At 69.2% G+C, this 13,272-nt stretch carries 11 protein-coding genes and 1 tRNA gene; 3 read left to right on the top strand and 9 right to left on the bottom strand.

Annotation, left to right across the window (positions count from 1 at the left end; genetic code table 11):
- Positions 1-89: 89 nt before the first annotated feature.
- From menE to C0010_RS13395, 5 genes are all read right to left on the bottom strand, one after another.
- A complete protein-coding gene (gene menE, locus C0010_RS13415; protein ID WP_105567599.1) occupies positions 90-1,706 on the bottom strand; it encodes an o-succinylbenzoate--CoA ligase in 1,617 nt (538 codons plus the stop codon).
- A 134-nt stretch (positions 1,707-1,840) separates the two neighbouring features.
- The gene (locus C0010_RS13410; RefSeq protein WP_105567598.1) at positions 1,841-2,305 is read right to left on the bottom strand and encodes a MaoC family dehydratase; all 465 of its coding nucleotides are present in this window, start codon (positions 2,303-2,305) and stop codon (positions 1,841-1,843) included.
- A 19-nt stretch (positions 2,306-2,324) separates the two neighbouring features.
- Positions 2,325-3,500: an acyl-CoA dehydrogenase family protein gene (locus C0010_RS13405; RefSeq protein WP_105567597.1), complete on the bottom strand. Its 1,176-nt coding sequence runs from the start codon at positions 3,498-3,500 to the stop codon at positions 2,325-2,327.
- Complete coding sequence (locus C0010_RS13400) at positions 3,497-4,378, bottom strand: amidohydrolase family protein (protein ID WP_105567596.1); 882 nt, start codon at positions 4,376-4,378, stop codon at positions 3,497-3,499. The genes C0010_RS13405 and C0010_RS13400 overlap by 4 nt, the downstream gene beginning before the upstream one ends.
- Entirely contained in the window at positions 4,378-5,301 is a 924-nt protein-coding gene (locus tag C0010_RS13395; RefSeq protein ID WP_105567595.1) for an SDR family NAD(P)-dependent oxidoreductase, read from the bottom strand. Before C0010_RS13395 ends, C0010_RS13400 begins: the two co-directional genes overlap by 1 nt.
- A 107-nt stretch (positions 5,302-5,408) precedes the next feature.
- Here C0010_RS13395 and C0010_RS13390 point away from each other — a divergent pair, with 107 nt between their 5' ends.
- Entirely contained in the window at positions 5,409-5,846 is a 438-nt protein-coding gene (locus tag C0010_RS13390) for a MarR family winged helix-turn-helix transcriptional regulator (RefSeq protein WP_105567594.1), read from the top strand.
- 415 nt (positions 5,847-6,261) lie between these two features.
- Here the strand turns inward: C0010_RS13390 and C0010_RS13385 are convergent.
- From C0010_RS13385 to C0010_RS13375, 3 genes are all read right to left on the bottom strand, one after another.
- Positions 6,262-6,338: transfer RNA gene (locus C0010_RS13385), tRNA-Pro, on the bottom strand.
- A gap of 120 nt (positions 6,339-6,458) precedes the next feature.
- The gene (locus C0010_RS13380) at positions 6,459-7,376 is read right to left on the bottom strand and encodes a metallophosphoesterase (RefSeq protein WP_105567593.1); all 918 of its coding nucleotides are present in this window, start codon (positions 7,374-7,376) and stop codon (positions 6,459-6,461) included.
- Between the two features lie 3 nt (positions 7,377-7,379).
- Positions 7,380-10,103 (bottom strand): transglycosylase domain-containing protein, encoded by a 2,724-nt coding sequence (locus C0010_RS13375; protein ID WP_105567592.1) that lies wholly within the window; start codon positions 10,101-10,103, stop codon positions 7,380-7,382.
- 97 nt (positions 10,104-10,200) lie between these two features.
- Here C0010_RS13375 and C0010_RS13370 point away from each other — a divergent pair, with 97 nt between their 5' ends.
- A complete protein-coding gene (locus tag C0010_RS13370; RefSeq protein WP_105567591.1) occupies positions 10,201-10,419 on the top strand; it encodes a DUF4177 domain-containing protein in 219 nt (72 codons plus the stop codon).
- Positions 10,416-10,880: a RidA family protein gene (locus tag C0010_RS13365; RefSeq protein ID WP_105567590.1), complete on the top strand. Its 465-nt coding sequence runs from the start codon at positions 10,416-10,418 to the stop codon at positions 10,878-10,880. The genes C0010_RS13370 and C0010_RS13365 overlap by 4 nt, the downstream gene beginning before the upstream one ends.
- Before the next feature lie 159 nt (positions 10,881-11,039).
- Here the strand turns inward: C0010_RS13365 and acs are convergent, their stop codons facing one another.
- Positions 11,040-13,010, bottom strand: coding sequence for an acetate--CoA ligase (acs, locus tag C0010_RS13360; protein WP_105567589.1), 1,971 nt, complete (start codon positions 13,008-13,010; stop codon positions 11,040-11,042).
- Between the last annotated feature and the right edge of the window lie 262 nt (positions 13,011-13,272).

Raw genomic sequence — 13,272 nt, 5'->3', positions numbered from 1 at the left:
GCAAGTACCACTCAACTCTTCATTTCTGGCACATCTCCGGCGGTGGCCACCACCGGAGATGTGCCAGAAATGAAGAGATAGCGCGGCGGCTACTGCTTCGGCCGCTTCAGCACTGACTTCTTCGGCACGCGGATGGTCTCCGTCGTCCACGGCTCCTTCGTGCCGATCGGGTGGGTGGGGCGCGCGGAGCCCGTGAACCGTGCTCGCAGGTCGGCCTTGCGGATCTTCCCGGATGCCGTGCGCGGGAACTCGTCGATGACGTGCGTCGTGCGCGGGATCTTGTAGCGCGCGATCTCGCCGGTCAGCGCCTCGACGACCTGTTCGCTCGTGAGCGATGTGCCCTCGCGCAGCGTGACGATGGCGCAGGGCACTTCGCCCCACTTGTCATCCGGGACACCGATCACGGCGGCGCCCGTGACGCCGTCGATGTCGTTGATCAGATTCTCGACCTCCGCGGGGTAGATGTTCTCGCCGCCCGAGATGATCATGTCCTTCAAACGGTCGGCGATGAACAGGAAGCCGTCTTCGTCGAGGTAGCCCATGTCGCCCGAGCGGAACCAGCCGCCCGGCCGGAACGACTCCGCCGTCTTCTCGGGCTGGCCGTGATAACCGGCGAAGACGTTCGGGCCCTGGATCTCGATTTCGCCGACGGTGCCGCGCGGCACGATCTCGCCGGCGTCGTTCGTGACACGGACGTTCGTGAAGAAGTGGGGGAGGCCGACGCTGCCCTGCTTCTCGCGCGTCCACTGCGGCGGCAGGTGAGTGGCGCCCGGCGACGTCTCGGTCATCCCGTAGCCCTGCGAGAACGACATGCCCCGCTCCTCGTACGCGTTCAGGATGCGGGTGGGCACTGCCGAGCCGCCGCAGGTGAGCTTGCGCAGCGTCGACAGGTCGGCGGCGCTCCAATCCGGATGATCGGCGAGCAGCTGGTACGTCGTCGGCACGCCGCTGATGCTGCTGATCCCATACTGTTCGATGAGCGCGAGCGCGCGGCCCGCGTCGAAGCGCTTCTCGAGCACGATCGTGCCGCCCACCATCACGATCGGCAGGGCGCCCATGCCGAGCGCCGCGACGTGGAACAGCGGGGAGATCAGCAGCGCGCGATCGCCCGCGTCGATGCCGTAGTCGACGACGGCGTTGATCGCGACGTAGGTGAGGTTCTGGTGAGTGAGGACGGCGCCCTTCGGTTTACCGGTCGTGCCCGAGGTGTAGATGATCGCCGCCGGCTCGTCGAGGTTCATCGCCTCGGCGACACGGCCCCCGCGCGAGCGCTCCATCAGCTCGTTCAGGCCGGGCGTGCCAGGCAGGCCGTCATGCGTGGGGATCACATGCACGACGTCGCTCGCCGCGACGCCGGGAGCGACGCGCTCGGCGAACTCGATGTCGTAGATGAGCGCGCGAGATCCGCTGTCGGTGAGGACGTGCGTGATCTCCGGCGGCGCGAGCCGCGTGTTGATCGGCACGAACACGGCGCCGATCTGGGCGCACGCGAACAGCGCGAACAGGAACTCGGGGCTGTTCTCACCCAGATACGCCACGCGATCGCCGCGCGTGATGTCCCGCACGTGCAGCACCTCGGCGACCTGGTCGACCGCGTCGGCGAACTGGCGATAGGTGAAGACGCGCTCGCCGAAGATGAGCGCCTCCTTCTCCGGGTCCTTGAGGCGCCGCTTCGTGGCCCAGGCACCGATACCTGCGTTGTACATCCGTGAACTTCCTTGTTCGGGAGGGGAGAAGTGGGGACAGCTCGTGGGGCCCGTGAGCGGCAGACGGCGGAGCCGGATCTGCCCATCGGGCCGAGCTGTGTGTGATGCGCCGTTCGCGCATCACACACAGCGCTTCACGCGTAGAAGCGGTACAGGCTCCGCGTCACGACCGCCGGGCGCTCGGAGCCGAAGACCTCGAAGGTGTGGTCGACGGTCAGCTGGTAGCCGTTGCCCTTGACCTCGGTCACCTCGGCGATCACGGCGTTCATCCGGACCTTCGCGCCGACGGGCACCGGCGAGACGAAGCGCACCTTGTCGAGGCCGTAGTTGACCTTGGTCTTGACGCCCTCGACATCGCACAGGTCGCTCCAGAACTTCGTCGCGAGCGAGAGCGAGAGGAAGCCGTGCGCGATCGGGCCGCCGAAGGGGCTCTCGGCCTTCGCGCGCTCGGGCTCGACGTGGATCCACTGGTGGTCGTCGACGGCGTCGGCGAAGGTGTTCACGCGGTCCTGCGTGATCTCGAACCAGTCGGTGAAGCCGAGGTCGCGGCCGGCGAGCGAGGTGATGTCGTCGTACGACACGACGGTCTGGTTGGTCATAGCGATTCCTTTCGGTTGGTCAGACGAAGGCGGATTCGCCGGTCAGCGATCGGCCGACGATGAGGGCGTTGATCTCGTGGGTGCCTTCATACGAGTAGACGGCTTCGGCGTCGGCGAAGAAGCGAGCGGCGCCGTGTTCGAGCAGGAGGCCGTTGCCTCCGAGCACCTCTCGGGCCAGGGCGACGGTTTCGCGGGCCGATTGCGCGGTGACCATCTTGGCGAGCGCCGAGTTCTCGTCGCTCCACTGGCCTGCATCCTGCTGCGCCGAGAGTTCGACGGCGAGGGCGAGGGACGACGTGGCACCGCCGATCATGCGGGCGAGCTTCTCCTGCACGAGCTGGAAGCCGCCGATGGGGCGGCCGAACTGCGCGCGATCCGCCGCGTAGCGGACCGCGGCGTCGAGGGCGCCGGCCTGGAGTCCCGCCGCGATCCAGGCGACGTCGGAGCGCATGACCCGCAGCACCGCGGCGACGTCGCGCCACGACGAAATGCCCTGCAGACGGCGGTCTTCTGCGACGCGGACGCCCGTCAGGCGGATCCGGAAGTTCTGCATGATGCGCAGCGACACCTTGCCCTCGATCCTCTCGAGGGTGACACCGTCGGCCTCCCGGTCGACGAGGAAGGTCTTGACCTGCCCGTCCGCCGTGTCGCGTGCGAAGACCGCGAGTACGTCTGCGCTGTCGGCACCGCCGATCCACTTCTTCTCACCGTCGAGGATCCATGCGTCGCCGTCGCGCGTCGCGGTGGTCGCGAGGCCGCCCGCGACATCGGATCCGTGCTCCGGCTCGGTGAGCGCGAACACGCCGGTCATCTCGAAGCTCCGGATGAGCGGATCCCAGCGCGCGGCCTGCTCAGCGGACCCGCCGTGGCGCACGATCGCGCGGAACAGGCCCGCCTGTGCGTTGTACATCGTCGCGACCGACGCGTCGCACCGGGCGAGGACGTAATTGCGGAACCCGCTGAACATCGTCGAGTCGGCTTCCTCTGCCGACACGCCTGCGGGCTCCATGAGGTCGAGCGGCACCAGCTCGCCGAGCACCTCCGCGGGCATCACCGCACGCTCCCACGCGTCCGCGAGGAGCGGGCGGATGCGGTCGTCGAGCACGGCCGCGAGCTCGTCGAGGGCGCGCCTTGCCGCGAGGGAGAGATGCCGCTCGGCGAACCCCAGCCGGTCGGCGACGGGATCCTGCGTCATGCGAGCCCCAGCAGCCTCGCGGCGTTGTCCTTCATGATGCCCGGGAGGACATCCGGCTTGAAGGTCCCGGACTGCTCGGCGTCGCGGATCCAGCGATCCGGCGTCAGCATGGGGAAGTCGGAGCCGAAGAGAACCCTGTCCCGGATGAGCGAGTTCGCGTAGCGCACGAGCTGCGGCGGGAAGTACTTCGGGCTCCAGCCCGAGAGGTCGATCCACGTGTTGTGCTTGTGCGTCGCGACCGAGAGCGCCTCGTCCTGCCACGGCACGGAGGGGTGGGCCATGATGATCTGCAGCTCGGGGAAGTCGGCGGCGACGCCGTCGAGCAGCATGGGGTTCGACAGGGCGAGGCGGAAGCCGTAGCCGCCGGGCATGCCCGCGCCGATTCCCGTCTGGCCCGTGTGGAACAGGGCGATCGCGCCGGCGGCCCGCAGCGCCTCGTACACGGGGCGCAATCGGTCGTCGTCGGGTGAGAAGCCCTGCACAGTCGGATGGAACTTGAACCCCCGCGCGCCCCGCTCGATCAGTCGCCCGATCTCGTCGAGCGCGTCGTCGCGGCCCGGGTCGACCGAGGCGAACGGGATGAGCACATCGCTGTTCCGGATGGCGCCGTCGATGATCTCGTCGTTCGAGATCGGCGGGTGGCCGAGGTTCGTCGAAGAGTCGACCGTGAACACGACCGCGGCCATCCTCCGTTCGCGGTAGTGCGTCGCGATGCTGTCGAGGTCGGGGCGCGGGCCGTCGGTGCGGAAGTACTTCGACGCGGCCTCGGCGAGGTCGTCAGGCAGCGAGGACTGGCCAGCGTGGCCGATCTCGATGTGGACGTGGGTGTCGATCGCCTCGATCCCCGCGAGGTCGATCGACGGTTCGTAGCGGGTCATCACCGCGGCTCCGGGGCGAGCTCATCCGGAAGCTGAGGGAACGTCTCCCCGACCGACTGCAGATCGCCGACGGCGCCGGCGAAGCCCTCGACGAGCGAGTCGTAGCTCCAGCCGCCCTCGCGGTACGCGGTTGCGACGGGCTCGGGGTGCGACCACAGCTGCAGACGGTCGCCGCCCGCCCCGATCGCCTGGCCCGTGACGCCGTTCGCGGCATTCGACGCCAGGAAGGCCACAATGCCGGCGACGTCATCGGAGGTGCCGAAGCCGAGATCGTGGCGGAAGAAGGCGGGCATGGGCTCGCCCCGTTCGTCCGCCTCGACCGCCTTCTGGAAGAACGGGACGGTCTTGGTCATCGCGGTAGCCGCGACCGGGATCACGGCGTTGACGGTGATGTTCGCCTTCTTCAGCTCCATCGCCCAGGTGCGCACCATGCCGACGATGCCGGCCTTGGCCGCCGCGTAGTTGGTCTGGCCGAAGTTGCCGCGCTGGCCGGTAGGGGAGCCGATGCACACGATGTGGCCGGGCGTTCCGCCCTCGCGCATGCGGGTCGCGGCCTCCCGCACGCAGGTGAAGGTGCCCCGCAGATGCACATCGATCACGGCGTCGAAGTCTTCGTCGCTCATCTTCCACAGCGTGCGGTCGCGCAGGATGCCTGCGTTCGTCACGAGCGCGTCGAGGCGGCCGTACGTGTCGTAGGCGTGGTCGACGAGCGCCTTCGCGGTCGCGGTCGGACCGACGGGCGCGACGACGGCGCTCGCCGTTCCGCCCGCGTCGACGATGCTTCTGACCGCGGCGTCGGCGGTCTCCTGGCTGACGTCGTTGATGACGACGCTCGCGCCTTTGGCTGCGAGCTCCTGGGCGTACGCGAGCCCCAGGCCCTGGCCCGAGCCCGTGACGATGGCGACTGTGCCTGCAAGCGACATTGCTCTCTCCGATCTGTGCGCCGATTGGGTCGGCTGTGATCCATAGAATCGTCAATGCTTGAAAAAGTCAATGGTTGTTGGAGACATGTGTTTGCTAGGATCACGTCATGACGACAGCCGAGGCCGAGGTCACACGCGGATCCGCGCTCGCGCACAACGCGAGCTTCCTTCTGACGCGTGCGAGCGTCCTCGCCGCGCAGCGCGACAACCGCATGCTCGAACCGCTCGGGCTCAAGGTGCGGTCGTACTCCGTGCTCTCGCTCGCGATCGAGGACGTGCCGCCGACGCAGAGGGAGATCGCCGAGTTCCTGCGCCTCGACCCGAGCCAGGTCGTCGCGCTCGTCGATGAGCTCGAGGGGCGCGGGCTCGTCTCCCGCGCGCCGGACCCGAGGGACCGCCGGGCGAAGGTCGTCGCCGCCACGGCGCAGGGGCGGTCCGTGTACGACGAGGCGCGGGGGCGGGTCGTCGACGTGATGTCGCACCTCGACCCAGACGACGCGGCGACGCTGCAGCGGGTGCTGGAGCAGCTGGCGTTCGAGGAGTAGGCGCGGGGGTGCGGGGTTCCGGGCGGGTGGCTCGGGGCTCCGGGCGCTTTGCGCCCGGTCGTGTGCTCTGTGATGGGGGTGAGTCTTGGGCTCCGGGCGCTTCGCGCCCGGTCGTGTGCTCTGTGATGGGGGAGAGTTTGGGGCTCCGGGCGCTTCGCGCCCGTTCGCGCGGGACGTGAAGCGATGGGGAAGGCCGATGGCTGGGGGTTTCTGGAGCGATGCTCCAGAAACTTCTGTTCCGTCACCACGGGATGCATCCCTACGGCGCCCTCCACGCGCCGCATCGTTCTTGAGAAAGAGGTTGCGTTGTGGGGGCTGTGCGGCGCGCGGAGCCTCTTCGGCGCCGCAGGGGCCCTGCTGGCGTACCGGACGGAATGTGAAGAACCCCGGGCCGAAGGCCCGGGGTTCTTCACATTGGTCGGGATGACAGGATTTGAACCTGCGACCTCCTCGTCCCGAACGAGGCGCGCTACCAAGCTGCGCCACATCCCGATTGCTGACCGCGCTTGCGGCAACCCGACCAGTCTACCCGATGGTCAGGCGTGGTTCGAATCGGCGGCGGGGAGCGCGTTGTGCGGGCGTGTCGCGCGGTGGCGGGGGTGCCCGCGGGGTTCATCGGCGAGGGGCGAGCGTGACGAGGGTCGCCTCGGGGCGGCAGGCGAAGCGCACGGGGGCGTAGATCGAATGACCGAGGCCGGCGCTGACGTGCAGGGGGACCGTGCGGCCGCCGTGCGACCACGTCGACAGGCCGCGCGTCTGCTTCGCCGGCAGATCGCAGTTCGCGACGAGGGCCCCGTAGCCGGGCAGCCGCACCTGGCCGCCGTGCGTGTGGCCGGCGAACAGCGCGTCGGCGCCATCGGCGATGAACGCGTCGAGCACGTGCCGGTAGGGGGCATGCGTCACGCCCAGCGTGAGCGACGCATCCGGCAGGTCGATCAGCGCGCGGTGCGCCGACTCGAGGTCTTCGAGCTGGTGGTGGGCGTCGTTCGTGCCCATGAACCGGATGTCGCGGCCGGCGACCGACACGACGGCCGCCGTGTTGTCGAGGGGCGTCCAGCCGAGGTCGTCGCGCAGGAACGCGTCGAGCGCCTCGGTGTCGAGGGCGGCGGTCGTGGGGTGGTGCCGCGACGGCCCCGCGAGGTACTTCAGCGGATTCCGCGGCTTCGGCGCCCACAGGTCGTTCGAACCGTGCACGAACACGCCGGGAGTGCCCGCGAACGGGCCGAGGGCGGCGCGCACGGCGGGCAGGGCGTCCGGGTGCCCCATGTTGTCACCCGTGCTGATGACGAGGTCGGGGCGCAGCGCCGCCAGGCGCGAGATCCATGCGGCGCGGCGCTTCTGCCAGGGTGCGAGGTGCGGATCGGAGATGTGCAGTGCCCGGATGGGGCGGCTGCCCGGTTCCAGGACGTGCACGGTCCGCGCCCGCAGCGTGTACAGATGCCGCTCGATGCCGATGCCCCAGACGCCGGCGGCCGCGGCGGCCGAAGCCGCCGCGGCGAGCACGGTGAGCGCTGTGCGGCGCCCGCTCATCGATCAGTCGTCATCGTCGTCGTTGCCGCCGATGCCGTTGTTCGACTTCTTCTTGTCGTCCTTGTCCGACTTCTTGTCCTTCTTGTCGTCGTCATCATCGTCATCGCCGCCGCAACTGGGGGCGCTGTAGCTGATGCTGACGCTCGACCCCGGCGCGACGGTCGCACCCGCGCCCGGATCGGACCCGGTTGCCCGCTCGTCGTTCAGGTCTTCGTCCTTCTTGCACGAACCGACCGAGGCGTTCAGACCGGCCGATTGGATCGTACCGCGGGCCTCCGAGAGCGACATGCCCTGCACCGATGGCACGGCGACGCCGCTGCCGTCGCTCGGTCGGATCACGAGGAGCGAGCCGCGCGGCGCGCTGCCGCTCGGGTCGGTGCGCTCGGCCGTGCCCTCCGGGGCCGTACCGGTCGTGTAGTCGCCGACGCGGGAGTTGAAGCCTGCATCCTCGAGCGCCTTCGCCGCCTCATCGAGAGACATGCCGTGGATGTTCGGGACGTCCTTCATGACGACCTTCGTCAGCTCGTCGTCCGGGCCGGGGAAGCTGCCGCCGCCGAGCTCGGCGTTCGCCGCAGCCTGCGTGTCGCGGGCGAGGGCGTAGCGGATGTTCTGCAGGCCCCAGCCGAAGATATCCCCCTTGCCGCTCGCATTTCCGAACCACGCGGCCGTCGTCGCGTTCGTCGACGACTCGACCATCCAGGTCTGCAGCGCTTCGTGCGTACCGGTCTTGCCGATCAGGGGGGTGCCGTCGTAGGTGTTGCCCTGCGCGCCGGTACCGCCGTTCATGACGCCCTCGAGGGCGTAGGCGGCGGTCGCCGCGACCTCGGGCGAGATGACCTTCTTGCACTCGTGCTCGGGCAGGGCCATCTCAGCCCCGTCCGGCCCGACGACCTTCCGGATGGCGCGCTGGTCGCACAGGATGCCCTTGTTGGCGACTGTCGCGAACGCCGACGCGATATCGATCGGTGAGATGTCCTTCGAACCGATGACGTCGGGCGCGACGTTCTGAGTCGTGACGGCCTCGCCGTTGCCGCGCGTGACTCCCATCGTCGCGGCCGTCTCGTTGATGTCGCATACGTTCAGCTGCTCGGCCATCGCCATGTAGCCGGTGTTGAGCGACTGGGCGGTGTACTGCATCGCCGTTCCGACGTAGCCGCGCTGGTTGTTGAAGTTGCCGGGGTTGTACGGCTCGTTCAGGAACTCATCGCGCGACGTGAACTTGCCGTTGTCGTCGATCTCTCCGGTGCAGATCGGGACGACGAAATCGCGATCCGTGCCGTCGATCCGCTCGTTCACGGAGCGCCCCTGCTGGAGCCACTCGACGAGCGTGAAGAGCTTGTAGGTCGAACCCACGTTGAAGCCGCCGGAGTTGCCCCTGTCGCTTCCCGCCGCGTAGACGAGGCTCGTGTAGCCGTCGCCGGTCTCGTGGCCGGGCCGCTGGCTGTACTCGGTGTTCTGCGCCATCGCGAGGACGTCGCCCGTCTTGGGATCGAGCGTCACGATCGCGCCGCCGTAGTTCTCGCCGTCGTAGCTCGCCTGGGTGTTGGCGTTCATCGAGTCCTCGGCCGCGTCCTGGATGCGCGGGTTCAGCGTCGTGTACACCTCGAGGCCGCCGCGGCTCAGCGTCTGGGCCCGGTCGTTCGCAGTCTCCCCGAAGGCCTCGTCCTTCAGGATCGTCTGGCGCACGTACTCGCAGAAGTACGCGGTGTCCCCGGCCTCCTGGCAGCCCTGGTTGCGCTCCGTGACGTGCGGCTTGACCGTCGCCTCGCTGTACTTGTCGTGCTGGGCCTGGGTGATCTTGCCGTCTTCGAGCATGCGGCCGAGCACGTAGTTGCGGCGCTGCTCGGTCTTCGCGTAGCCGCTCTCCTTCGTGTTGACGACCTCGCCGCCGACCTCCATGGTGCCCTCGGGCATGTCGAGGCGCAGCTGGTTCGGGTTCTGCACGATGCCCGCGAGGGTCGCCGCCTCGCCCATGTGCAGTTCGTCGACGCTCTTGCCGAAGTACCGCTCGGCGGCGGCCTCGATGCCGTAGGTCTGGCCGCCGAAGTTCGCGATGTTCAGGTAGCCGAGGAGGATCTCCTCCTTGGTGTACTGCTTCTCGATCGCGATCGCGTAGCGCATCTCCTGGAGCTTGCGCTGGTACCCGTCGGTGCCTTCCGAATCGGTCTGCAGCTGGTAGCAGTCGTTGATCGCCGCGTCCTGCTCCTTGCGGTCGAGCTCCGCGAAGTCGTCGGGCAGGTCCTCCGACGTGCCGGCCTCGCATCGCTGCACCAGGACGTTCTTCACGAACTGCTGGCTGATGGTCGAGGCGCCCTGGGTCGCACCGCCGGCCGCGTTCGACAGGAGCGCGCGGCTCGTGCCGATCAGGTCGACGCCGCCGTGGTCGTAGAAGCGCGGGTCCTCACTCGACAGCACGGCGTCGATGATCGTCTGCGGCAGCTCGTCGTACTCGAGCGGGATGCGGTTCTGGTCGTAGAAGGTCGCGAGCTCGACGTTCTTGCCGTCGTCGTTCTTCGCGTAGATCGTGGTCGGCAGCATCGGCTGGTCGACCTCGAGGTCGGCGGGGATGTTCTCGAACATCGTCATCGCGCCGGACGCGGTGTAGCTGCTCAGGGCGATCGCCGGCGTGACCGTGGCGGTCACGAGGAGCCCGGCGACCGCGCTCAGGCCGACGAGGCCGAGGATGCCGCCGAGGGCACCACCGAGCGTTCTCTTCGAGTGAGGCATAGGCTGATGTTAGCCGCGTCGCCTGTGGAGAATCTGCTCCGCGCTGAGCATCCGCCGGGAACGCGCATCGAACTTTCGCACACGACACGGGAGTGCCATGACCACGTGGGAGTACCTCACAACGCCGCTGCTGATCCACAACACGGCGCAGATTCTGAACAACTGGGGCAAGCAGGGCTGGGAGCTCGTGCAGGTCGTGCCGAACGCGGAGGGCGGGCTCGTCGCCTACCTGAAGCGCCCCGTCGGCGGCGGAGCCGCCAACGAGGGGCTCGGCGCGGCGGCCGTCGCCGCCAAGCAGTTCGAGGGGGAGCAGTGAGCGTCGCCGCGCGCCTCGCGGAGCTCGGCATCGATCTCCCCGACGTCGCGGCCCCCGTCGCCGCCTACATCCCGGCCAAGGTCCATGGCGACCTGGTCTGGACATCCGGGCAGCTGCCGTTCGTGTCCGGTGCCCTGCCCGCGACCGGCAAGGTCGGCGACGGCCACGGCCTGGTCCCCGCGTCGGACGCGCAGGAGCTCGCCCGCACGTGCGCGCTCAACGCGATCGCCGCGGCCGCGGCCGCCGTCGGCATCGACCGCCTCACCGGCGTCTTCAAGGTCACGGGCTTCGTCGCCTCCGACCCGTCGTTCTTCGGCCAGCCCGGCGTGATCAACGGCACCAGCGAGCTGCTCGGCGAGGTCTTCGGCGACGCCGGCGCCCACAGCCGTTCGGCCGTCGGCGTCGCGGCGCTGCCGCTCGACGCGCCCGTCGAGGTCGAGGTCGCCTTCACCTTCGCGTAGGCGGCTCCGAGCCGCGGGAGCGCTCCGAGCGTAGGAGAAATCCTCGGGGTGAGGAACAATCCGCGTGATTCTGCCTAATCTCGAGGAAAACCCCTAGCCCCGGGGCGCTGCATGCGACGAGGCCGGCACCGGATCATCCGGTGCCGGCCTCGTCCTGTCTCACTTCACCTGGGCGCTGATCACGCTCATCACCGCGGTGTCGGCGAGGGTCTGCGTGTCGCCGACCTCGCGGCCCTCGGCGACGTCGCGCAGCAGGCGGCGCATGATCTTGCCGGAGCGGGTCTTCGGGAGCTCGCTGACGACGTAGACGTCGCGCGGGCGGGCGATCGGCCCGATCTGCGTGCCGACCCACTTGCGCAGCTCATCGGCGAGGCCCGCCGCCGAGTTCTCGCGCAGGAAGCTCTCCTTCAGGATCACGAACGCGACGACCGCCTGGCCCGTCGTCTCGTCGCTCGCCCCGACGACGGCGGCCTCGGCCGTCGCCTCGTGCGCGACGAGGCTCGACTCGATCTCGGCGGTGGACAGCCTGTGGCCGGAGACGTTCATCACGTCGTCGACGCGGCCGAGCAGCCACACGTCGCCGTCCTCGTCGAGGCGGGCGCCATCGCCGGCGAAGTAGAAGCCCTTGTCGGCGAACATCTTCCAATAGGTGTCGACGAAGCGCTCGGGGTCGCCCCAGATGCCGCGCAGCATGCTCGGCCACGGCTTCGTCACGACGAGCAGCCCGCCGTTGTCGTTGTCGACCGGCGTGCCCTGCTCGTCGACGACGGTCGCCGAGATGCCGGGCAGCGGCACCTGGGCGGAGCCGGGTTTGGCGGCCGTGATCCCCGGCAGCGGCGAGATCATGATGGCGCCCGTCTCGGTCTGCCACCACGTGTCGACGATGGGGGCGGTTCCCGCACCGACGACGTCGCGGTACCACATCCACGCCTCGGGGTTGATCGGCTCGCCCACGCTGCCGAGCACCCTCAGGCTCGACAGGTCGCGCGCCTGCGGGATCTCTCGGCCCTGCTTCATGAAGCCCCGGATGGCGGTGGGGGCGGTGTAGAAGATGGTGACGCCGTACTTCTCGATGACGTCCCACCAGCGGCCCGGCTTCGGGAACTCCGGCGTGCCCTCGTAGAGCACCTGCGTGGCGCCGTTGGCGAGGGGGCCGTACACGGCGTAGCTGTGGCCGGTGATCCAGCCGATGTCGGCCGTGCACCAGTACACGTCCGACTCGGGGTGCAGATCGAACACGTTCCTGTGCGTGAAGGCCGCCTGCGTCAGGTAGCCGCCCGAGGTGTGCAGGATGCCCTTCGGGTTCCCGGTCGTGCCGGAGGTGTAGAGGATGAATGCGGGGCTCTCGGCGGGGAATGCCTGCGCCTCGTGCTCGGCGGAGGCCTGCGGGACCACGTCGTGGTACCAGACGTCGCGGCCTTCGATCCAATCGACGTCGTTCTCGCCGCGGCGCACGACGAGCACGTTCTCGACGGTCGCCTGCACGCCCTTGCCGTCGCGGTCGGCGAGGGCCTGGTCGACGGCCGGCTTGAGCGGCGAGACCTTGCCCTTGCGCCAGCCTCCGTCGGCTGTGATCACGAGCTTCGCGCCGGCGTCGTCGATGCGAGCGCGCAGGCTGTCCGCGCTGAAGCCGCCGAAGACGACCGAGTGGATCGCGCCGATGCGCACGACCGCCAGCATCGCGGCCACCGCCTCCGGGATCATCGGCAGGTACAGCGCGACGCGGTCGCCCTTGCCGATGCCGAGGCCCTCCAGCACGTTCGCGAGACGCTTGACCTCGTCGGTCAGGTCGGAGTACGTGACGGTGCGGGTGTCGCCGGGCTCGCCCTCGAAGTGGAAGGCGACGCGGTCGCCGTTGCCCGCCTCGACGTGGCGGTCGAGGCAGTTGTACGCGAGGTTCAGTTCGCCGTCGGCGAACCACTTCGCGAAGGGCGGGTTCGACCAGTCGAGGACCTCGGTGAACGGCTTCGCCCACGTCAGCAGCTCGCGCGACTGCTCGGCCCAGAAGGCCTCGGGGTCCGCCGCCGCTCGCTCGTAGATCTCGGGCTTCGCAACCGCGTGCGCCGCGAACTCGGGGCTCGGCGGGAACTCGCGGTTCTCGTTCAGCAGGTGGTCGATCTGACTGCTCATGCAGCACGCTCCTTCGCGGGCCTTGTCCATCCGGATGCACCGGGGCACGGAACAGCCCAGGTGCCCTTCGAATGTAAGCCAGCGGCGGCCGCGCGATCCACCGCCGAAAGGCGGGGGTGCCTGCGACCGGGCCGCGACGGCTCCACCGGACGCGGGTGGCCGTTCCTCCGCACCACAACGGACGCCCGCGTCATTGCAGGTGGGCACCAGGCCGCGGCGACGGTGCGGGCGCTCGCTCACAGCTCGGGGTGCGCGGCGTGTC

Source organism: Microbacterium halophytorum (genome assembly GCF_002970975.1).
GTDB classification, from domain to species: Bacteria; Actinomycetota; Actinomycetes; order Actinomycetales; family Microbacteriaceae; genus Microbacterium; species Microbacterium halophytorum.
This window is presented reverse-complemented; position numbering and strand designations above follow the sequence as displayed.

Bases quoted from the DNA above. Each gene is read 5' to 3' on its own strand.
- acs (WP_105567589.1), bottom strand. From the start codon at position 13,010: ATGAGCAGTCAGATCGACCACCTGCTGAACGAGAACCGCGAGTTCCCG.
- C0010_RS13375 (WP_105567592.1), bottom strand. From the start codon at position 10,103: ATGCCTCACTCGAAGAGAACGCTCGGTGGTGCCCTCGGCGGCATCCTC.
- C0010_RS13380 (WP_105567593.1), bottom strand. From the start codon at position 7,376: ATGAGCGGGCGCCGCACAGCGCTCACCGTGCTCGCCGCGGCGGCTTCG.
- C0010_RS13400 (WP_105567596.1), bottom strand. From the start codon at position 4,378: ATGACCCGCTACGAACCGTCGATCGACCTCGCGGGGATCGAGGCGATC.
- C0010_RS13370 (WP_105567591.1), top strand. From the start codon at position 10,201: ATGACCACGTGGGAGTACCTCACAACGCCGCTGCTGATCCACAACACG.
- C0010_RS13395 (WP_105567595.1), bottom strand. From the start codon at position 5,301: ATGTCGCTTGCAGGCACAGTCGCCATCGTCACGGGCTCGGGCCAGGGC.
- C0010_RS13405 (WP_105567597.1), bottom strand. From the start codon at position 3,500: ATGACGCAGGATCCCGTCGCCGACCGGCTGGGGTTCGCCGAGCGGCAT.
- C0010_RS13390 (WP_105567594.1), top strand. From the start codon at position 5,409: ATGACGACAGCCGAGGCCGAGGTCACACGCGGATCCGCGCTCGCGCAC.
- menE (WP_105567599.1), bottom strand. From the start codon at position 1,706: ATGTACAACGCAGGTATCGGTGCCTGGGCCACGAAGCGGCGCCTCAAG.
- C0010_RS13410 (WP_105567598.1), bottom strand. From the start codon at position 2,305: ATGACCAACCAGACCGTCGTGTCGTACGACGACATCACCTCGCTCGCC.